The sequence below is a fragment of the Candidatus Flexifilum breve genome (genome assembly GCF_016713355.1).
Window position 1 is genome coordinate 619,502 of record NZ_JADJPI010000035.1, and the last position, 20,489, is coordinate 639,990.

The 20,489-nt window shown below is 60.8% G+C and carries 17 protein-coding genes; 10 read left to right on the forward strand and 7 right to left on the reverse strand.

Annotation, left to right across the window (positions count from 1 at the left end; translation table 11 throughout):
* Positions 1–4 precede the first annotated feature (4 nt).
* Genes IPK17_RS25655 through IPK17_RS25675 form a run of 5 tightly spaced genes read left to right on the forward strand, consistent with a single transcriptional unit; the run spans position 5 to position 4,690 of the window.
* Positions 5–1,018 (forward strand): hypothetical protein, encoded by a 1,014-nt coding sequence (locus tag IPK17_RS25655; protein WP_343420538.1) that lies wholly within the window; start codon positions 5–7, stop codon positions 1,016–1,018.
* Positions 1,019–1,030: 12 nt separating this feature from the next.
* Positions 1,031–1,252, forward strand: a complete 222-nt coding sequence (locus IPK17_RS25660; RefSeq protein ID WP_343420539.1) for a hypothetical protein — start codon at positions 1,031–1,033, stop codon at positions 1,250–1,252.
* A gap of 3 nt (positions 1,253–1,255) precedes the next feature.
* On the forward strand, positions 1,256–2,653 hold the full coding sequence (locus tag IPK17_RS25665) for a B12-binding domain-containing radical SAM protein (protein WP_343420540.1): 1,398 nt from the start codon (positions 1,256–1,258) through the stop codon (positions 2,651–2,653).
* Between the two features lie 58 nt (positions 2,654–2,711).
* Positions 2,712–3,479 carry a class I SAM-dependent methyltransferase gene (locus IPK17_RS25670; RefSeq protein WP_343420541.1) on the forward strand — a complete coding sequence of 256 codons (768 nt, stop codon included), beginning with the start codon at positions 2,712–2,714 and terminating at the stop codon, positions 3,477–3,479.
* The gene (locus tag IPK17_RS25675) at positions 3,476–4,690 is read left to right on the forward strand and encodes an oligosaccharide flippase family protein (RefSeq protein ID WP_343420542.1); all 1,215 of its coding nucleotides are present in this window, start codon (positions 3,476–3,478) and stop codon (positions 4,688–4,690) included. Before IPK17_RS25670 ends, IPK17_RS25675 begins: the two co-directional genes overlap by 4 nt.
* 44 nt (positions 4,691–4,734) lie before the next feature.
* On the opposite strand, the gene IPK17_RS25680 is transcribed toward IPK17_RS25675, so the two are convergent.
* The 7 genes from IPK17_RS25680 to tilS all read right to left on the reverse strand — a co-directional run bounded on the left by IPK17_RS25680 (position 4,735) and on the right by tilS (position 14,479).
* Positions 4,735–5,790, reverse strand: a complete 1,056-nt coding sequence (locus IPK17_RS25680; RefSeq protein WP_343420543.1) for a chitosanase — start codon at positions 5,788–5,790, stop codon at positions 4,735–4,737.
* Between the two features lie 58 nt (positions 5,791–5,848).
* Positions 5,849–6,547 (reverse strand): class I SAM-dependent methyltransferase, encoded by a 699-nt coding sequence (locus IPK17_RS25685; RefSeq protein ID WP_343420544.1) that lies wholly within the window; start codon positions 6,545–6,547, stop codon positions 5,849–5,851.
* Positions 6,548–6,620: 73 nt separating this feature from the next.
* Positions 6,621–8,039: a phosphomannomutase/phosphoglucomutase gene (locus IPK17_RS25690; RefSeq protein ID WP_343420545.1), complete on the reverse strand. Its 1,419-nt coding sequence runs from the start codon at positions 8,037–8,039 to the stop codon at positions 6,621–6,623.
* Positions 8,040–8,050: 11 nt separating this feature from the next.
* On the reverse strand, positions 8,051–10,288 hold the full coding sequence (locus IPK17_RS25695) for an AAA family ATPase (protein ID WP_343420546.1): 2,238 nt from the start codon (positions 10,286–10,288) through the stop codon (positions 8,051–8,053).
* 121 nt (positions 10,289–10,409) lie between these two features.
* Positions 10,410–12,062 carry a glycoside hydrolase family 3 protein gene (locus IPK17_RS25700; RefSeq protein ID WP_343420547.1) on the reverse strand — a complete coding sequence of 551 codons (1,653 nt, stop codon included), beginning with the start codon at positions 12,060–12,062 and terminating at the stop codon, positions 10,410–10,412.
* Complete coding sequence (locus IPK17_RS25705) at positions 12,063–12,920, reverse strand: response regulator transcription factor (protein ID WP_343420548.1); 858 nt, start codon at positions 12,918–12,920, stop codon at positions 12,063–12,065.
* A gap of 119 nt (positions 12,921–13,039) precedes the next feature.
* Positions 13,040–14,479 (reverse strand): tRNA lysidine(34) synthetase TilS, encoded by a 1,440-nt coding sequence (gene tilS / locus IPK17_RS25710; RefSeq protein WP_502749044.1) that lies wholly within the window; start codon positions 14,477–14,479, stop codon positions 13,040–13,042.
* Between the two features lie 76 nt (positions 14,480–14,555).
* On the opposite strand from tilS, the gene IPK17_RS25715 reads away from it, so the two are divergent.
* The 5 genes from IPK17_RS25715 to IPK17_RS25735 are packed head-to-tail and all read left to right on the forward strand — an operon-like array spanning position 14,556 to position 20,434.
* Complete coding sequence (locus IPK17_RS25715) at positions 14,556–15,617, forward strand: rod shape-determining protein (RefSeq protein WP_343420550.1); 1,062 nt, start codon at positions 14,556–14,558, stop codon at positions 15,615–15,617.
* A 12-nt stretch (positions 15,618–15,629) separates the two neighbouring features.
* Entirely contained in the window at positions 15,630–16,496 is an 867-nt protein-coding gene (mreC, locus tag IPK17_RS25720) for a rod shape-determining protein MreC (protein ID WP_343420551.1), read from the forward strand.
* Complete coding sequence (gene mreD / locus IPK17_RS25725; RefSeq protein ID WP_343420552.1) at positions 16,493–16,990, forward strand: rod shape-determining protein MreD; 498 nt, start codon at positions 16,493–16,495, stop codon at positions 16,988–16,990. The genes mreC and mreD overlap by 4 nt, the downstream gene beginning before the upstream one ends.
* Before the next feature lie 13 nt (positions 16,991–17,003).
* Positions 17,004–19,292 carry a penicillin-binding protein 2 gene (locus IPK17_RS25730; RefSeq protein WP_343420553.1) on the forward strand — a complete coding sequence of 763 codons (2,289 nt, stop codon included), beginning with the start codon at positions 17,004–17,006 and terminating at the stop codon, positions 19,290–19,292.
* Complete coding sequence (locus tag IPK17_RS25735) at positions 19,289–20,434, forward strand: hypothetical protein (RefSeq protein ID WP_343420554.1); 1,146 nt, start codon at positions 19,289–19,291, stop codon at positions 20,432–20,434. Before IPK17_RS25730 ends, IPK17_RS25735 begins: the two co-directional genes overlap by 4 nt.
* The last annotated feature ends 55 nt before the right edge of the window (positions 20,435–20,489 follow it).

The following is a 20,489-nucleotide window of genomic DNA, read 5'->3' on the forward strand; positions in this document are numbered from 1 at the left end:
GCCGATGCGCTACGAACAGTTTTTGTTCACCCGCAATCAGGAACGCGACTTCACGGCGTTTGTGCGTCCCGCGGCGCTGACGAATAAAGACATCAGCACCATCGGGAATATCTTCAACTACGTGCACGAGATCGCCCGGCTGGCACGCGACTTTCCGAGCGTATACTGTTTCGCCCTCGGCGAGTACTACCTGCTCGTCCGCCATTACAACAGCGGTCGGCGCCATGCGGGGCGCGCCATCGGCGTGATCGAGGGGATCGCCGTGCATCAAAGTGAGGGCGGCGACTTCGCGCGCGCACTGCCCGACTTCATGGCCGACCTCGAACAGCTCAACGTGGTGGATACGCTGCCCGATCTCGAAAGTCAGGCGACCAGCCTGTCGCCCGTCATCATCTGGCAAGGGAGCGCCGCGCCGCGCCTCCCCAACGATGACTTCGTCGGTGAGTTTCTCGGGCGCATTGACGAGGATCGGTTGTTCCTGCCCTTCTCGCAGCGCGGTTGGATGATGCTGCGCGCCGTTCTCAGCTATCACCCTTATGCCGCGCCGCCGCTGTTCGCGTTCGGCACCAATTCGAGCGCGCTCGGCGAATTCGCGGCCCGCGGCATCGACATGGATGTTGTCAGTTACTTCAACACGGATCTTCCCGCCTACCGCAGCCGCGCGACCGGGCACAAGAGCGGCCCCGTACTCGACTTTCCGTGGGAAGACCCCGAGCCGGCCATTGCGCCGTCGATGGCCATTCGCCCGCCGACCGGGGACGACACGATCCCGGAGTTCCTCGGCGAACGCCCGAAGGCCGCTCCGGCGGCGCCACCGCCGCCCGCTGTCACCCCACGCGCCCGGCTGGATAAGCCGCTCGACCTGATTTCCGACGAGACGCCGCTGCTCACCATCCGCGAGATGCGTGACCGCATCCGCGCCGAGTCCCAAGTCGAACCACCCCCACCGCCGACGGGTTTCGATCCACTGCGGTGGATTGTGCGCCTGTTCGAATCCCTAATTTCCAAGAACAAATAGGAGAAAAACACAATGCGCGGCACTTGGATCAAGTACACGCCGAGCGACAGCACGGTGGAAATTTTCAATATCGACAACGCAACGCGCTTTCGCCATGTCGATACACCGCACGAAGCCTTCGTCGAAGTGCATGCGGACGACGCTGTACATACGATCACCCGCATGGTCGACCCGGAAGCCTATCAGATCGTTTTGCGCTACATTCAGCAGACGACCGGGTTTGAAGTCGGCTAGCCGATGGATATTCTGCTCACCCACGGCTACTTCCTCCACGAAGATCCGCACGAACAGCAGGTGATGAAGCCCTACCCTCCATTGGGTATTCTGCACCTCTCGTCGTACCTCAAGAGTCAAGGTTATGCTGTGGGCGTCTTCGACGCGACGTTCAGCCGCCTCGAAGATTTCAGCGGGTTAATTGCCCGTGAGCGCCCGTCCTTAGTCGGCATCTACACCAACTTGATGACCAAGTTCAACGTACTGAAGATGGTCAGCATGTGCAAGGCGCAGGGCGTGAAGGTAGTTTTGGGTGGGCCGGAGCCGCCGTATTATGCCCAGGAGTATCTCGATCACGGCGCCGATGTGATCGTCGTGGGCGAAGGCGAGCTCACGCTCGCCGCCTTGATCCCGCACCTTGCTCAACACGGGCTACAGGATTTGCACCAGATACAGGGCATTGCCTATCTGGATGCGGAGGGCTGCGCGGTCAAGACCGAGCCGCGCCCGCTGATCGCCGACCTGAGCGCGCATCCGTGGGCCGATCGCGAGGCGATTGACATCCCGCAGTACATGCGGGTGTGGAAGGAGCATCACGGGCGGAGCTCCATTTCGGTGATTCAGGCACGCGGCTGCCCGTATACCTGTACGTGGTGCAGCCATTCGGTCTACGGCAACACGCACCGCCGCCGCACCCCCGCCGACGCCGCCGACGAACTGCTGTGGATCAAAGAGCAGTACAATCCGGATATGATCTGGTACGCCGACGATGTGTTCGCCATCAACCACCGCTGGTTCTTCGAATATCACGCGGAGCTGAAGAAACGCGGTGTCCGCATCCCGTTTGAGTGCATCTCGCGGGCGGATCGACTGAACGAGGACGTCGTCAAAGCCTTCGCGGATATGGGCTGCTTCCGCGTGTGGAATGGCTCCGAGAGCGGATCGCAGCGCATCCTCGATCTGATGCAGCGCAAAGTGCAGGTCGCCGATGTGCAGGCCAAAACGCACCTGCTGCGGCGCTACGGCATTGAAACGGGTATGTTCATCATGCTCGGTTATGAAGGCGAAGAGATCCGCGACCTCGAAGAAACGGTTGATCACCTGAAACGCTCGAACCCGGACGTATTCCTGACGACCGTCGCCTACCCCATCAAAGGCACGCCGTACTACACCGAAGTCGAGAACCGCGTCCTGAGCCACAAGCCGTGGCACGACCGCAGCGACCGCGATCTCACGGTGGCAGGGCGGCGTTCGCGGCGCTTCTACAGCTATGCGACGCGCTGGATGGTCAGTGAGGTTGCGCTCAGCAAGGCAAAGGTCGACGGTGCGCCCGCGCTCAAACAGATCAAGCTGGCACTCAATGCGCGCCTCGGGCGTATCGGGATGGAAATCACGAAAAATGACCTAGAAAGATCAGGCTAGCGCCAGCGGATTATGCTTTACACTGAGAACGTAGCGCCACCTATGCTTTGGCTTGTTGATGACTTTTGATGCTTTAGCGACGACCTACGACGACGATTTCACCCACTCCCCGATTGCGCAATATCTGCGCCGTCGGGTCCATAGCCGTTTGGATCGGCATTTTCAGCGTTGCGACAACATCCTTGAACTCGGCTGCGGCACGGGCGAGGATGCGCTGCATCTAGCAGAACGGGGCATGCATGTCACCGCGACCGATGCCAGCCCCTCCATGCTGGAGATAGCCGCGCACAAGACAGCGCACACGCAGCGGGTCACCACTCGTCAGCTTGACCTTGACCAATTGCCGTCGGTCACGCCCGTGTACGACGGCGTGTTCTCCAACTTCGGCGCGATCAACGTGCTCCCCAAGTGGCGACCGTTGGCGAAGTGGCTGAAAGACCGCGTCAAGCCGGGTGGCATCGTCGCCTTCGGCGTGATGAGCCGCGTGTGCCTGTGGGAGATCGCCTGGCACAGCGCGCACGGGGATTTCAAGACAGCCTTCCGCCGTTCGCGTGGCACCGCCGCGTTCCGCCCTGCCGTCACGGCCACACCAATCCCGATCTACTATCCGACAATCCAACAACTCGATGAGGCTTTCGCGCCCCACTTTTCGCGGATCCATGTCGAACCGCTGGGCTTCTTCCTGCCACCGAGCGACGCCTATGGGGTGATCGAAAAGCGGCCGCAGCTCCTCGCCAAACTGCTCGCTCTAGAGTCAAAGTTCGGACGTTCACCCCTGTTCGCTAATTTCGCGGATCACTACTGGATCGAATACAAACATCAGTGACGCTCAGCCGCCTCCCATCCAACACACTGACGCTCCTCGGCAGCAACCTTGGCGGCGCGCTCCTGTTGTTCGTCCTCTCCGCGCTGATTGGCCGCACCTTCGGCAGCCCAGGCTTAGGTGTGTATGCGGTGGCGCTGGCGTGGGTCTACCCGCTGAGTCTGGTGGTCGAATTCGGCTTGACAACGCTCATGACGCGGGCAATCAGCGCCGATTCCACGCAAATCCCCGCCTACATGGAGTCGATCACCGTCGCACGACTGCTGCTCGGCGGCGGGGTGCTGATCACCTTTTACTTGGCAGCGCCGCTCATCAGCCGCGATCCGGTGGTGATCACCGCGCTGCAAATCTCCGCGCCGCTGATCGTGATTCAGCCGTTCTACAGCCAGTTCACAACTGTGTTCAAAGCACAGGGGCGTTTGTGGACGATCCCCGCGCTCAACCTCGGCATGATCGGAGCGCAAGTTGTGCTGACCACCATCGCACTCGCTTACGGTGGAAATGTCCTGCACGCGCTCAGCCTGAACACCGTGACTTCTGCCGGGCAGTTAGTCGCAGCATGGTGGTTATATCAACGCCTCACTCTCGCCGAACAAGCTCGTCTCCTCCTCTCCCTTGGAAGAGGGGGTTGGGGGGTGAGGTTAGTCACCCTTCTCCGCGCGGCATTTCCGTTCGCGCTGGCGGCAATCTTCGCGGCGCTGCAAGTGCGAATGGTCTTTTTGCTGCTCGAACAGCAGGTGATCGAAGCCGGTTACTTCAGCGCGGCGAACCGCTTCATCGAAGCGGCCAAACTGCTGCCGAACGCGTTCTTCGCCGCTTTGTTCCCACTGATCGGCTCGGCTACGGTGCAGAGCGCCTTTCGCCCCGCGGCGCTCGGACTAGCCGCCTTCGGGCTGGTCGCGGGGATCGGCTTCACGGTCGCCGCGCCGCTCTTACTGACGCTGGTTTTCGGTGGCGGCTTTCAGCCCGCGGTCCCCACCCTGATTGTACTCGGTTGGTCGTTGCTTTTCTTTGCGCTGCGCGGCGCACGTACCATCTATTGGTATGCGCATAGCGGGGAACACTTCGTCAATGGGGTGAACGCATTCGCCGTTGTGGCGATCTTCGTGCTCAGCGCGGCGCTGATTCCGGCGTATGGGGCCGTCGGCGGCGCGGTCGCGGTGCTGCTGACCGATTTAGGGGTGACGACGGTGCTGTATATCCGCAATGCGTAGGGGCGCACGGCCGTGCGCCCCTACTGATTTGGCTTTGAAGCCATCTACGGGTTCTTGACCTGCACCGTACGCCCCGGCTTGATCGTGACATTGCCGTTCAGGTCGCCGAGCAAGTCCCAGTCGTTTGTCGCGACATACGCTACCCAGAAATCACCGCGCTGCTTGAGGCCCGGCGCATTCAGCTTAACCGCCAGCTTATTCATGCGATCCTGCCGCACTTCCGCCAGCTTGGCGATCAACAGTTTCTCGGTCGCGAGGTCGGGTAAGCGGCCGCGAACCGGAAGTGAGAGCGCGCCTTCCGCCAGCGCGATCATGTCGTGGCGCAGCCCGTGATTGATCGCCATATCGAACAGCAGTGCGCGCCCCAAGGCGCTGTTGATGTTGCGCGGCACGGCGCTCAGATTCATGGCGGCGTTCCAGTACACGTCGGTCGCGACGGCGTCCTGCGCTTCTTGCATAATGGGGTCGGGCGCAGCGGCAACGAGCAGATTCTTGAGGTTCTGGTCGTTGCGCAGATTCGCGTCCCGCGCCTTGATCGGCTCGTAGTACTGCGAGCGCAGTTGATCGGCAATCGACCCAGTCGCCTTCTGCAAATACTTATCGAGCACCGAGAATAGGCTGCCCGACGCCAATGTGAATTGGAAACGCCCGTAGCTGATGACGCCGTCGTCGCGGTTCTGGTAGGTCGCGTAGCCGCCACCTTCAAACCCCGCCGTGATATTGAACGCAGCTTTGCGAACCCGCTCCGGATCGCCCGGCGGCCGCACGATCACTTCGACACGCGTCAGCCCGAACGCCCACGTCGGCGTGGACAGGCTCGAATAGCCAACCGAGCCGCAGTCGCCGACAATATCGAGGAGGTCATCGCGAATCCAACCGCGCCCACCATCTGGCAAATCCACGTTGAACCACTGGTAGACCTTACCTGACAGCGCCGCTTTCTGCTGCTGATCGGGCTGCACATCGCGCACCGTCAAATCCATGGTGCCAACGGCCAGCGTGGTTAGGATTTCGGTATTCGTCCCCGACCCTTTGCGCACGTTGATGCGGGCAAAGTCCGACTCGGTGCGAACAGAGGCTTTGCAAAGAACATTTGCCATGAGGGTTTTTCCTAAAGAAAAGATGTCCTGTTGCTAAACAGTATACGCTGAGAATGCTTTACCGATGCTTGTGCCACATCCCCGTCCATTCCGGCAAAAGGCTGCGCCCCTCCGCGATGAGGCGATCCGCCAGCGTGTCGCCAAAGAAGAAGCGCGTCTTGGCGGCGGCGTCTTCTGGCGAGGCAAACTGATAATCTGTGGGGATCACGGTGCGCGTGAAGCCGTACGTCGTCTCAAGGAATTGATAGTACGCTTCCAGTCCCGGCGTCGGCGCGCCGGGGCGCTCTGTCCCCGTGCCGAGCGTCTCGAAGATGATCGCCGTGCCGTCCGGTCGCAGCGCGCGCAGCATTTCCCCGACCGCCTGACCGATTACCTCGCGCCACGTCTCCGGAAACCACCCGCACGAATGCCCCAGACTCCACCCCGCAATGGCGAGATCGGCGGAAGCGGAGGGAACCGGCAGCGCGCCGTTATCCGCGACACCCGTGCGCGCGTTCGTCAAACCAGCGGCATGGAGTTTGGCTTCGGTCACGCTGAGCATGTGTGCCGACTGGTCAAACGCGCTGATCGAGCGCACGCGTGGCGCGAGGTACAGCGTCAAACGCCCCGTGCCCGCACCGAGTTCGATCACATCCAGCCCGCCGAGCGGCCGTACGCTTTCCAGCGCCCTCCATAGGTTACCCTGATAATCTTCGGCGGCGACCATCGCTTCGTAGGCGTCCGCCTGTGCCGCGTAGATCTGATGAAAATCGGTCATGAGTTTGTCTCCTCAACGAGCGACAAAAAGGACGAGGCTGAGCTCGTCCTTTGTGCATGAAATGGCGAAATGGTTACTTGCTGAACGCGCTGATCTGATCCTGCAGCTTACCCAGATCGACTTCCGGATGCTTGCTCAGCAGGTCTTTAAAGCGCAGCATGTATTCGACCAGCTTGGGCGCGGTGTAGGCTTCAAAGCGCAGCGTGATCGCGGGCTGCGTGTTGCTCGCACGGACCAAGCCCCAGCCTTCGCTGAAGATGGCGCGCACGCCGTCCAGCGTCACGACCTCGAAATCTTTCGCCAGTTCGGCGGCCGTTTCCTCGATAATCTGAAACTTGAGCGCATCCGGCGCGCTCAGAATGATTTCCGGCGTCGCGACCAGCTTGGGAATCTCGTCAAACAGTTCACCGATGGTCTTGCCCGACCGCGCGATGATCTCCAGCGTCTTCAGCGCGACCAGCGGCGCATCGTCAAAGCCGAAGTAATTTTCGCCCACGAACAGGTGACCGCTGACTTCGCCACCCAAGGGCGAGTTGATTTCGCGCATCTTGCGCTTCATCAGGCTGTGGCCGGTCTTCCACATCACCGGGACGCCGCCGTACTTGCGGATTTCGTCGGGCAGCGCCAGCGACGCCTTCACGTCGAAGACAATCGGCACACCGGGCTGACGGCTCAACAGGTCACGTGCCAGCAGCGCCAGCAGGCGATCCGCCGCGATATGATGCCCGTGATTGTCGATGAACCCGCAGCGATCCGAGTCGCCGTCGAACGCCAGGCCGAGATCCGCGCCGACTTCGATGACCTTCGCTTCGAGATCTTTGGTCATTTCCGGGTCTTCCGGGTTCGGCAGGTGGTTCGGGTACGTGCCGTCCGGTTCGCAGTACAAGCAGGTCACGTCGAGGCCGAGGTCGCGCAGAATCGGCGGCACCGCGCCACCGCTCAAACCATTGCCCGCATCCAGTACGACCTTGAGCGGGCGTGCCATCTTGACCTTGCCCTTGATGGTTTCCATGTGCTTGTGGAGCATCTCATAATCGCGCACCAGTTCGCCCTGCCCCGTCGCAAAACCATCCGTCTGGATGATCTTGAGCAGGTCGAGAATCTGCTGATCGGCCAGCGCCAGCGAGCCATACGCCATCTTGATGCCGTTATAGTCGGTGGAGAGGTGGCTGCCCGTGATCATAACGCCCGCGCCGCGGTCGCCGTGGCTGGCTGACGCGAAATACACGGTCGGGGTCAGCACCGGGCCAATGTCGGTGACGTTGAGGCCCGTCGAGAGCAAGCCTTCAATCATGGCGAGGCGCAGCGGTTCAGAGGACAGGCGGTTATCCTGCCCGACGTACACGCGCTCCGTCTGGAACTGCTGCGGCAGGTAGGTGCCCAGCGCCCGACCCACATAGCGCGCCAGTTCCGGCGTCAACTGGGGGTTCGCACCGGTGACCGTCCCACGAATATCATATTTCCGAAAAACTGTGGTAATTACCTGAGCCATGCCGTCTCTCCTTATTCGGTAGCAACTTTGATTTCTTGACCATCTACGTTCGCGGCGAAGTGCAGACCGGTCTCGTTCGCGTCGATGCGCACCAGTGTCCCGGCAGGCGGATTGGCGCGGAGCAGGAAGTCCGCCAGCGGCTCGCGCACGGAACGGCGAATAATGCGCCGCAGTGGGCGTGCGCCGAATTCCGGCTCGTCATTCTGGTCGAGCATCCAGCGCATGGCCGCCTCAGTGAATTCCAGCTTCAAGCCGCGTTCCTCGCCGAGTTTCGTCTCTTTCTTGAGCAGCAGCTTTAAGATCGTGTACAGGTCTTCCTCGGAGAGCGCGTTGAACATGATGATCTCGTCCAGACGGTTGAGGAATTCCGGGCGGAAGAACGTGCGCACTTCTTCCATCACCTGTTCGCTAACGTTCTCATCAACCACGGGGATCGATAGGTACTCCGCGCCGAGATTGCTGGTCAGAATGATCACCGTCTCGCTGAAACACGTCGGATTGCCGCGCCCATCAGTCAGGCGGCCTTCTTCGATCATTTGCAGCAGAATGTCCAGCACGCGCGGGTGCGCCTTCTCGACCTCGTCGAACAGCACGATGATGTAGGGCTGCTGGCGCACGCGTTCGGTGAGCTGACCGCCCGCCTCACTGTCCACATAACCGCTCGGCGAACCGATCAAGCGGTTGAGGCTGCTCTCGTCTTTGAATTCGGACATATCGAGCGGCAGCATAGCATCTTCGTTGCCGAACATGAATTCGGCTAACGCGCGCGCCAACTCGGTCTTGCCGACGCCCGTCGGCCCAAGGAAGAGGAAGGCGCCAATCGGACGTTTGGGGTCTTTCAAGCCGACACGCGCCGTCTTGATCGCACGGCTGACGGCCAGCACCGCCGTATCCTGCCCGATCAGACGTTCTTTCAGGTGTTCGACCATGCTGGCATAACGCACGCGTTCATCCTGACCGAGCTTGCTCACGGGCACGCCCGTCATCTGCGAGGCCGCCAGCGTGACATCTTCCGCGTCAAGCGATGAATCGTCAGCCACTTCCGATTTCCCGCTTACCTGATTGCGGCTCATGGCGACCATCGCCGCCGCGCGGTGCAGCAGTTGTTCAGCACTGCGGGGCTGCGGATTGGCCGTCATATAGCGTTTGGAGAGACGCGCGGCTAAGGCCAGCGCCTCTTCCACAACTTTCAGATCGTAGTCCGCTTCGATGTGCGGCTTCATCACCTTGAGCATTTCAATCGTCTCTTCGACGCTCGGCTCCGGCACGCGCAGAATTTGCGTGTGTTCGGTCACCGCGTTCACGCCGACGATGCGCTGCGCGAATTCCTGCTCGGTGGTCGTGCCGATGATGACCGGATCGTTGGCGAGAAATGCCTTCTGGATCATGGGCGTGGCTTTGGCGAATTCCGCTTTGATCGGCCCCCCGAAGAAGCGGTGAATGTGCGGGATGAACAGAATGCCGCCCGCCGCCTGACTCAGCCCGGCACGGATGGCCTTCTGGTCGCTGTCGAGCAGCGCAGTTTCATCCACCTGCACGAGATTGCGCAGGTTCTTGGGGCCCTTGCCTTCCGACATCAGCAGCGCGAGGCTGTAGGCGAGCGTTCGCTTGCCCACGCCATCCGGCCCGACGAGAATCACGTGGCGGTTGACCGACTGCGACAGGATATTATTCAAATCACGGAGCAGGTTCTCGCGGAAGTAAACCGCGCGCAGGTCGCCCTTCTTCGCGCCGGCAACGTAGTCTTTGGTCGTGCCATCCGTGCGGATGATCTGCGAGCTGTCCGAGAGCACATCGGCGATCGCTTTAGGGGTGATGCCGTGCTGGCGCAGCAGACCGCTCGTACTGATGGTGCTTTCGGCCATCACCGCCAGCATATGATCGGTGTCGACGCGCATCTGATCCTGCGAATTGGCAAGGCTGAGCGCATCGTCAATTAGAATGATCGTCTGCTTGGAGAGCGGGACGGAGCGGTTACCCTTCGCCACATAGTCGAGGTCGCCGTTGGTATCGCGCCGCGTCTCAATCGCCGTGATCGTCTGGCGATCCAGCTTATCAAGGTCGGCCCCCCGCCCGCTCTTGAAGGTGTCGAGCAAGCGCGCCGCCGCCGTCTCTTTTCGCCGCACCAACGCCAACAGAATCACTTCCGGCAGTAACACCTGTTTCTTGTACTGATCTTTGAGCGCGACAGCGTCATTCATGACCTCATGCAGGTCTTTAGACAAGAGATCGGGGTTGAGGGTTCCCATGATACGTCCTATCGTCGTGTGTGTACGAGGATATAAGGTAGCGTGAAATGTCGGTTGACACAAGGCTAAACTGCGGCGGTCAGAGCGAGTCTGACCGCCGCGCACACCCGCCCTCGGTGAGCTACGGTACGTCGTGGCTTCCGGCGAGCAGATCCGGCCCCAGCGTAAGCGCGAGGCGTCCGGTCGCGGACTGCGCGCCGAACAAAATGGCGCACGCCGCCGGCACAGCGGGTCGAGCAGGTGTGTACGTCGCCATATACGCAGAAACCTGCGGAAAAGTTTGCCAGTCATAGGGCGACCAGATGGCAACGGCAACCGTCTTCTCGGGCGGGAGCGCATTGACCAGCGCCTGCTGCTCTAAATTGCGGATCGCGTCCTGCGTAAACACGATCACCACATCAGAGAGCGCCGCCGCCCCAACCGCCCAGCCGATCTGCTCTTGATCGGGGTTGTCGGCCACACCCACCCAGCGAATATCACTGCGATACTGCGCGCATTCCTGCTGAATCTGGTAGCGCGTGGCGAGGAAGATCACGGCGACGCTTTTGTCGGCGGGCACCGGCACAAGGTTGTTCCGGTCATAGGCGACAGTCGCCCCGGCCTGATACAGCCGATCAAACACGTCGCCATGCGCGGCGAGGTTCATGCGTTCATCAACCGTTGCCGGGTCGAGGGGCTGCCAGTTCAGCACATTGAAGCGCTCTTTCGTCGCCAGAATGCGCTCGACCGACTCGTCGATGCGGCTTTCGGGAATGTTCCCGGCGTTCACTTCCGCTACCACACGCTGAATCGCCTGCTCGGCAATTGGCAGGCCGATGCCCGGCCCCATCGACACCACATCCACGCCCGCATTGACCGCCATCACCACCGCATCATAGAAGTTGTAGTACAGATCGACCGCATTCATGTCCATGGCATCGGTCATGATCAGGCCGTCGAAGCCCATATCCTCGCGCAGCAGCCCGGTGATGATGTCCGGTGACAGCGAAGCCGGCAGGTTTGGTACATCATCCAGCGCCGTAAAGTCGATGTGCGCCACCATTACCGCCGCTACCCCCGCGTCAACTGCCATTTGAAACGGCACAAGTTCGCGCGTTTCCAGCGTTTCCCGCGACAGGTTGAGCACGGGCAGCGTCCCATGCGAGTCTTCGCTGGTGTCACCGTGGCCGGGGAAATGCTTAACCGTCGACAGCACATTGATCGACTGTGCGCCCTGCACATAGGCGGATACGGCCTCGCCCACGAGCGTAGGATCGCTGCCAAAAGAACGCCGCGTGATGATCGGATTGTCAGGGTTGGTTTCGAGATCGGCGACAGGCGCGAGGTTCATGTTGATGCCCACGGCGGCAAGCTCTTCAGCGGCGGCTAAGCCCGTCTCAAAGGCCATCTCTGCGCCCGCCGCACCGATCAGCATGGGCGTGGGGAACATAGTGAAGCCATCTGGGAGACGCGTCACCACGCCGCCCTCTTGATCGACGGCGATGAGCAGCGGCACGCCGCCCGCCCCCGTGATAGTCTGCTGGTAGCTGTTGGTCAGCCGCGTTACGGCGTCGGGCGTCCCAGCATTCGACGTGAACAACACGACCAACCCCGGCTGATACCGTTCCAAGAAGGCCGCGCCATCCTCGGTGAGCACGCTGCCATGCAGCGTGACCATGAACATCTGCGCGACTTTTTGTTCGAGGGTCATACGATCAATCAGGGGCAACTGCGCTTGCGTTGCCCCTGAGATGATGACGATGATGAAAACTACAAGGAAGAAGCGTTGCTTCAACTAGTCAACCTGTTCACTCAACCGGTAACCGATGCCGCGCACGTTGACGATCAGGTCTTCGTCCTGACCCGCCGCCTTCAGCTTACGCCGCAGGTTGCTGACGTGCGGGCGAATCACTTCGCGGGCTTCGGCCTCATCGACCGCATAGCCCCGCACTTCGCGCACGAGTTCATGGCACGACACCACGCGGCCACGATGCGCCGCCAGATACAGCAGCAGATCAAACTCAGTCGGCGTAAGGTCGATGCGGTGCTCTTCGACGGAAATCTCATAGCGACCGGGGTAGATGGTCAGCGGGCCGAGCGTCATCACGCTGCCGAGCGGAATTTCGCCCATGCCATCCGGGACGAGCTGGTGCTCTTCCACCATGACGCCTTCGCGCACAGTGACCACCGTCTCTTCAGCCGCGCGGCTCAGTTCCGCCACATTGCTCCGAATGAGATCCAGCAGGGCGCGGCGGCGCTTGAGGCTGCGCGCGCGTTCGATGCCCCGCTGCACACTGGCGCGAATATCCACGCTCGAACTCGGCTTGATCAGGTAGTCGTGCGCGCCCAAGCGGAGTGCTTCGACCGCCGTGTTGAGGCTGGGATAGGCCGTCATGAGGATGACCACTGTGTCCGGGTCAGTATCCTTGATGCGCCGCACCAGTTCGACACCGTCCAGACCCGGAGGCATGCGAATGTCCGTCAACACCACGTCGAACATTTCGCCCCGGATGATGTCGAGCGCGTCCTCACCATTGGAGGCTTCACGGACGCTGTAGCCGACCCGCTGGAGAGTCTTGCTCACTGAATAACGGAGCGCCGCTTCATCGTCGACGACCAAAATGCTTGCCGATTCTAATCCGTTGTCTGTCATTGACTTTCAGCCTAGCAATTAGGGTGAGGGCATAACGTTTATCTTTTCTCAAGGATAGCCAGATCGTCGCAATTTTGCAACTTCCAATAGTGAATCACTTACCCAATTTTTTCTGAAAATTAACGGAGATGTTCTAACCAGAAGTAAACCACCCGTGAACTCTCTGGTTTGACGGCAAAATTCTCGCTGATCGGCCACTGCCGACCCCGTAAAATGGCCGCAATTTCCCCGTCGATGGTGAGGAGCGGCAGCCGATCCCGCACGGCCTGTGGTACTTTATGGTCAATCAGCCATTCGGAGAGCTTTTGCGTGTGCCCACCGAGGCCGAGCGGTGCCCAGCGGTCGCCGGGTTGGCGCACACGTAAACGAACATCCGCGCCCTCACGGATCACCAGACGCGCATTGTAAACTTCAGGAAGCACGAGGAAAGCATGAATACGCCAATCCTCATATAAATCAATACTACCGGGACTCTGAATAATTATCTCCGGCTTCGGCAGCAGCGGCGGATTCCACAGCGCTGAATTATCTTCGATGACAATGTCCTCATAGTCGATACGGAGCTGGCGCGTCTGGTCAATGGGCAGGCGCGCGCCGACTTCGCCAAAGCGCGCCAAGTTGACCATGCGCGTCACTTGATCGTAGGTCGGGTCAATCGCGTCGCCTTTCCATAAGATCCAGAGCATGTAGCGCCGCATCAGCGCTTCGTGCAGGCCGCGAAACAGCGCCTTGGACAGCAGATAGCGTTCCAGTCGGTCGCGCCGCCCGTCGCTGGTGGTCTCATATTTCACCTCATGGCGCACCTGCGCCTCGACCAACCGCCGGAACTCACCATCGACGAAGTCCTCCTCCAGTCGCGCGATTTCGCCCAAGCGAATCAGCGCTCGGTTGACTGCAGGGTTGACCGTGCGCAGAACAGGCAGCACTTCATGGCGGATGCGATTGCGCGTGTAGTCGGTGTCGTCGTTCGTGGCGTCGTGGCGCGGCTGAAGATTATTTTCGAGGCAGTACGCTTCGATCTCGGCGCGGGTCACGTGCAGCAGGGGACGAATCAGCGGTAGTTCTCTCCCTTGCGCGGGCAACCGACCGCTCAATTCCATGCCACCTAAACCATTCAGGCCCGCCCCGCGCAGCAGGTGCAGCAGCATCGTCTCGGCCTGATCATCGGCGTGGTGACCCACTGCGACGCGATCCGCCCCGACAGCTGCGGCAGTATCCTGTAGGAATTGATAACGCACGCTGCGCGCCGCTTCCTCAACCCCGCATTGCTCAGCCCGCATTACTTCCTGCACGCTGCGGTGCTCGCGGGTCCAGGGGACACCCCACGCCGCGCACACCGCTTCAACATAGGCGGCATCGTCCGCGCCTGCCTGCCCGCGCAAGCCGTGATCGAGCGTCGCGGCATGCAGCTTGCACTCAAGTCGGTCTTGCAGCGCCAGCAGAATGTGCAGCAGCACCAGCGAATCTGACCCGCCTGACACTGCGACCACCACGCTCGAGCCTGAGGGGATTAACGCATGGCGCTGTATAAGCTGGAATACACTTGTGTGAAGGTCCATCTTTCACCCGTGCTTTGTAATGGCTCACGCTCATGTTATAATGCCGCGTTGGTTATGCCGCTAGGAGATCAACTTTGTGCTGAGTCCGTTAGATTACTTCTTCGGCTTATTCTCTCTCGACATCGGCATTGATTTAGGAACCGCCAATACCCTCGTCAGTGTCCGCGGCAAGGGCATTGTGATCAACGAGCCGTCCTTCGTCGCCATCGATCGCAAAACCCAGCGCCCGATCGAAGTCGGCGCGCGTGCCAAAGAGATGTGGAATAAGAACCCGAAAAACATCATGATTGTGCGCCCCATCCGCGACGGCGTCATCGACCAGTTTGAGGTGACCGAAGCCATGCTTCATCATCTCATCGGTAAAGCGCACGAGCAAAGTTGGGTTCCCATCCCGCGTCCGCGCGTGGTGGTCGGCATCCCCAGTGGTGTCACCGAAGTGGAAAAACGCGCGGTCTATGATGCGGCGGTGAGCGCGGGTGCGCGTGAAGTGCATTTGATCGAAGAACCGGTCGCAGCGGCCATCGGCGCGGGCTTACCCGTGCAGGAAACACGCGGCAGCATGGTCGTGGATATCGGCGGCGGCACGACCGAAGTCGCCGTGTTCTCGCTCGGCGGCATCGTCATCAGCCGCTCGATTCGCGTGGCGGGCGACGAGATGGACGAAGACATCGTTCAGTATATGCGCAAGAAACACAATCTGCTCATCGGCGAACCTACCGCGGAACGTCTGAAGCTGGAACTTGGCTCGGCCTATCCCCTCCCCCGCGAAGATATTCGTCCGGTCAAGGGCATTCATCTGGTGACCGGGCTGCCGACTGTCGTCGAAGTCAGCTCGATTGAAATTCGCGATGCGATTTCTGGCTCCGTCGGCATCATCGTCGATACGGTCAAAGATGCGCTCGACGATACGCCGCCGGAACTCGTCGGCGACCTGATGGAGAGCGGCATTTGTCTGGCGGGCGGCGGCGGTCTGCTGCGCGGCCTCTCCGACCGTATGCAGGAAGAAGTCAACATTCGCTGCTGGGTCGCAGATGACCCGCTGACGTGCGTCGCGCGCGGCGCTGGTCGCATCCTCGAAGACTACAACAATCTGCGCCGGCTGCTGGTCGGTTTGGAGCGCGGGAGCACGCGCCACTAACGAGGCGGCTAGATGAACAGCACCAATTTTCGCCGTGGCTGGCGCTCGAACCGATCCGTTTTCCTGATCGTCTCCCTGATCATCGCCGTTGGCTTGATCATCGCCAGTCAGACCGGCCTCCTCTCCCCACTGGAAGACTTGGTCTCCGCACCGCTCAACGCCGTTTCGGGCCTGTTCAACCGGGCGGCACTGGCGATCACCGACAACATCAACCGCTTTGGTGACGTGCAAACGCTCCAGCAGCGCATCGCCGACCTCGAAGAAGCGCTCGCCCTCTATCAAACGGAACTGGTCGAAGCGCGCGAAATTGTGAGTGACTACGGTCGCCTTGCCAACCTGCTCGATTACCGCAACACCGCGCAGAATCAGGAAACGCTGACCGCCGATGTGATCGGTGTGGATGTGGGCGGCGGGCTGCGTACCATTGCCATCAACCGCGGCACGCGTGACGGCATCGCGGTCGGTATGCCCGTCGTGACCGGTCAGGGCTTGGTCGGGCGGATTATTCAAGTGAGCGCCAACGCCGCGCGCGTAATGCTCATCACCGAAACGACCAGCCGCGTCAGCGCGCGCATGCAGACCAACCGCGTCGAAGGCTCCGTCGTTGGTCTGGCGTCGGGCAATCTCATCATGGAACTGATCCGGCTGGACGCGCCCGTCCGCGAAGGCGATCTGGTGCTGACGTCCGGGCTCGGCGGTAACTTCCCGCCCGATATCGTGATCGGGCAGGTGACGAGCGTGCGCCCCTCCGAACGTGGCCTGTATCAGGAAGCGCAGGTGCGCAGCCTGATCAACTTCGACACGCTGGAATTCGTGCTGGTGGTCACCAACTTCCAGCCGACCGACCTCTCGGTGTTTGAGGAAAGCACGGGCAATTGAGCAATTACGCCGCTCTCCCGATCGTTTTTCTAGCCGCTGTGCTGCAAGCGACCTTCATCCCGCAGATCCGCATCTTCGGCGGCACGCCGGATCTGGCGTTTCTGTTCTTCCTATCATGGGCGATCAATTCACCGCTCGAAACGGGCGTGATCTGGGCGTTTGCCGGAGGCATCGCCGTCGACCTGCTCTCTGCCGCGCCGACCGGGACATCGGTGATCGGCTTGCTGCTGATTGTCTTCGCTATCGATGCGCTGCGCCGCCAATTCGTCAATATCAGCTTGCCGCTGGTGGTCGCGCTGCTGGTCGGCGGAACCATGCTGCATAAGCTGGTGTTCGCCTTCGTCATGATTCTTTCAGGCTTTGGCATCAACCTTTTCGAATACTCGATCTACGTCGTCGCCCCGACCATCGCCTATAATCTGATCTTCGCGCTTCCCGTGTTCTGGCTGTCGCGCAAGCTGCGACCCCGACGCGAAGGGCGCGTGAGTCCTTAGTGGAGAGTCCACCATGCAAAGACCGACTCCTTTTCAAGGCTGGCGGCTGACCTTTTTTCAAGGCATGGTTTTCGCCGTGTTTGTTTTGTTCGGCGTGCGCATGTATCAACTGCAAGTCTCGGAACACGATGACGCGCAGGCCGCGGTCAACGAAAACCGTTTGAGCGAACTACCCGTCTCCGCGCCGCGCGGCGTCATCCGCGACCGCAATGATGTACCGCTGGCCGTCAATGTGCCTGCCTATAACGTGACCATCATCCCGGCGAGCGTGCCGGCCAACGAAGACGAAGTCCTGCGCATCTACAACCGCCTCTCGGCGCTGACGGGCGTGCCGCCCACGCGCGCCATCGCTATCGCCAGCGGTCAGGATGTGCGGAGTATCGAAGAGCTAGTCGCCGAAGGCGAAGGCTTCCGCCCGTACAGCCCCGTCGTGATCGCGCAGGATGTGGGTCAGCGCGTCGCCATGCAAATTCTTGAAGAGAGTTACCGCCTGCCCGGCGTGGCTGTCGAAGCGGCCTCCGTGCGTGAGTACCCCAGTGGCGAACTCACCGCGCAGATCATCGGCTACATGGGTCGTATTCCCGCCGAACAGGAACTGGAACTGCTGGAACAGGGCTACAACCCCGCCTATGACCGCATCGGCTACGCGGGCTTAGAAGCTTATCTCGAAGAGCTGCTCGCCGGGACGCGCGGTCGCATCGTGCGAGAAGTCGACGTGGTCGGCCAGCCCATCGGCGACCCACTCGTGAACGTCCCGCCGCAGCCCGGCGTCAGCCTGCGCCTGACGCTCGACTCAGAACTGCAGCAAGCCGCCGAAACGGCGCTGCGCAATCGGATCGCCGCGCTGAATGCTGAACGTGGGCAAATCGTCAGCGAGACGGGCGTGGTCATCGCCATGAACCCGCAGACGGGTGAGGTGCTCGCGCTGGTCAGCTACCCTAGCTACGACAATTCCCGCTTCGCCCGTAACATCGACGTGGAGTATTACCTCGACGTCGCCGCCGACCCGCTCACGCCGCTCGTCAATCACTCGACGCAGTCGCTCTACCCGCCCGGTTCCGTGTGGAAGCTGATCACAGCGCTTGGCGTGCTGCAGGAAGACGTGATCGACCCCAGCACGTTCCTCAACGATCCCGGCGACCTCCTGCTGCCCAACCGCTATGCGCCGAATGACCGCGCCGCCGCCCAGCGTTTTGTGTGTTGGTTGCGTACGGGTCATGGCAACCTCGACATGATTGGCGCGATTGCCCAGAGCTGCGACGTGTATTTCTATCAGGTGGGCGGCGGCAACCCGGAATACTCGACGGCGGTGCTCCGTGACGGCGGTCTCGGCATCAACGACCTCTTCCGCTATGCCACGGCGATGGGTATTGGCTCAAAGCTCGGCATCGAACTGCCGTTTGAGAACGCCGGGCGTATGCCGGATCAAGACTGGAAGCGGCGCTTGTACGGCGAAAACTGGTCAACGGGCGACACCTATAACGCCGCCTTCGGTCAGGGTTACATCAATGTGACGCCGCTCCAGCTTGCCAGCGCGGTCGCGACCATTGCCAACGGCGGCACGCTCTACCGTCCGTCCATTATTCGCGACACGTTCAATGCGGACGGCGAAGTCGTGGATTCGTTCGAGCCGGAAGTCATCCGCACTGTCAACATCGACAACCTACCGCCCGACCAGCCGGTGACACTGCTGCTGGTCGAAGACATGATCATGCGCGGCGAGGAAAGCCTCGCCTGCACCTGTGAACCGGACAGCGAGTTCTACAACCCCATTCGCTGCAACCCCGCCACCTATACGGGACAGGTGAATGTCGCTCAGGATGAACTAGAGACAGACTGGCGCGAATACATCGTCAACGTGCCGGATAACTATGACTTCGCGGACAGTTTTTGCGCGCCCATCCGCTTTGACGCCCGCTACCGACCACCGTTTGTGACGACGGAAAACTTCAGCATCGTGCAGCAAGGCATGCGCTTCACCGTGACCAACGGCACAGCGCAGACCGCTAACCTGCCCTACGTGATGGTCGCGGGCAAGACGGGCACCGCCGAATACTGTGATGAAATCGCCCGCCCGCTCGGTCTGTGTCGACCGGGGAACTGGCCAGCGCACGCCTGGTTCACCGCCTACGCACCGTATGAAAACCCGGAGATCCTGATCATCGGATTTGTCTATAACGGTGGCGAAGGTTCGGCCGTCGCCCTCCCAATTGTCGTCGAAACGATGGAAGCCTATTTCCGCCTGCAGAATGAACGTGAAGGCGGCGCTCCCACCGAAATCACCATACCGGAGACTCCATGATCGACCGCTCGCACCTGCCATCGCTGCGTGACTGGCTGCCCGCGCTCAGTGCTGCGTTTCTGGCATGGTTGGTGTTCCTGATCGTCGGGCAGACGCCGCTCATTCGCGCGTCCGGCATGGCGTTAGCCGTCATGGGAATGGCGCTGGCGCTCCGTTCCATGGGGCCAGCCCTCTCAGTCATCGGTGGGCTGGCGCTCGCGCTCAGCCCCTCGTTCTGGATTCAAACGGGCGGCGCGGAAAGCCTAAATGCGCTCGAAGTTGTGGCCGCGCTGGTTGCGGTGACCCTTGTTGGCGTGATCGCTGTGCGCTTCAGCCACAAACCATTGATCGGGATTGGGATTATCGTCGTGGTGTTCGTGGCGCTGTTCCTCTCGGTCATCGGCACGCCGCGGTCACTGCGTCTGACAACGCTCCTCACTGCGTGGTCGCTCTTTCTCCTAATCGACGGCTTGCTCGTCAGCAACCCACGCGCCGACGCGCCGCTGCCGGGAACGTTCGGCCCGCAGCACAGCTACGGGCTGCTGCTGCTGCTGGTGCTCGGCGTCCTCAACGATCCACTCTTTACGCTCCTGATCCCGGCGGCGGCGCTCGGTTTCTTTCTCGCCAAGCAGCGGCTCGCGCCCGTGTTCTGGATTGCGCTGCTGGCGCTGGTCATCTTCGGCGTGACGGGCATCATCAACACCTACTATTCCGATTATTTCTGGAACCTGACGACGGATCGTATCGTGTACAGCGGCGCGCGACACATCCCCTTCCTCGTGGCGGATGGCTGGCGCGAACCGCTGCGCTGGATCGGCCTGTCAGAGCTCATCATTCAGCAGTTCACCTGGGCGGGGCTGGCGCTCGGCATTCTGGGGCTCGCGCGCTTTGCCCGCTGGTACCCGTTCGTCGGCGTCGTGACGATGATTGCTTTTGGCAGCTATGCGCTGTTTGGCCTCAGTTATTTCGGCGAAGACCGCCCGGTGCTGATGCTGCCGCTGCTCATGGTGCAAATCGTATGGATGACCTACGCGGTCTATACCTTCGGTCAGTGGCTGACCAAAAGCCGGTTCACGAACCAACCACGGGCGAATTGGTTCGCGGCGGCGGCCTTCACGCTGCTGCCGCTGTTCATGTTGTTACGGATTGTTGGCGCGATCTAGCGCAAAATTTCAAAATCGTATTATCATTCATCTTGAAACTCTGTCGCAACGGGGA

Excerpts from the sequence above, each read along its gene's own strand:
- IPK17_RS25655 (WP_343420538.1), top strand. The coding sequence starts at position 5 with ATGCGCTACGAACAGTTTTTGTTCACCCGCAATCAGGAACGCGACTTC.
- IPK17_RS25660 (WP_343420539.1), top strand. The coding sequence starts at position 1,031 with ATGCGCGGCACTTGGATCAAGTACACGCCGAGCGACAGCACGGTGGAA.
- IPK17_RS25665 (WP_343420540.1), top strand. The coding sequence starts at position 1,256 with ATGGATATTCTGCTCACCCACGGCTACTTCCTCCACGAAGATCCGCAC.
- IPK17_RS25670 (WP_343420541.1), top strand. The coding sequence starts at position 2,712 with ATGACTTTTGATGCTTTAGCGACGACCTACGACGACGATTTCACCCAC.
- IPK17_RS25680 (WP_343420543.1), bottom strand. The coding sequence starts at position 5,790 with ATGGCAAATGTTCTTTGCAAAGCCTCTGTTCGCACCGAGTCGGACTTT.
- IPK17_RS25685 (WP_343420544.1), bottom strand. The coding sequence starts at position 6,547 with ATGACCGATTTTCATCAGATCTACGCGGCACAGGCGGACGCCTACGAA.
- IPK17_RS25690 (WP_343420545.1), bottom strand. The coding sequence starts at position 8,039 with ATGGCTCAGGTAATTACCACAGTTTTTCGGAAATATGATATTCGTGGG.
- IPK17_RS25695 (WP_343420546.1), bottom strand. The coding sequence starts at position 10,288 with ATGGGAACCCTCAACCCCGATCTCTTGTCTAAAGACCTGCATGAGGTC.
- IPK17_RS25705 (WP_343420548.1), bottom strand. The coding sequence starts at position 12,920 with ATGACAGACAACGGATTAGAATCGGCAAGCATTTTGGTCGTCGACGAT.
- tilS (WP_502749044.1), bottom strand. The coding sequence starts at position 14,479 with ATGGACCTTCACACAAGTGTATTCCAGCTTATACAGCGCCATGCGTTA.
- mreC (WP_343420551.1), top strand. The coding sequence starts at position 15,630 with ATGAACAGCACCAATTTTCGCCGTGGCTGGCGCTCGAACCGATCCGTT.
- IPK17_RS25730 (WP_343420553.1), top strand. The coding sequence starts at position 17,004 with ATGCAAAGACCGACTCCTTTTCAAGGCTGGCGGCTGACCTTTTTTCAA.
- IPK17_RS25735 (WP_343420554.1), top strand. The coding sequence starts at position 19,289 with ATGATCGACCGCTCGCACCTGCCATCGCTGCGTGACTGGCTGCCCGCG.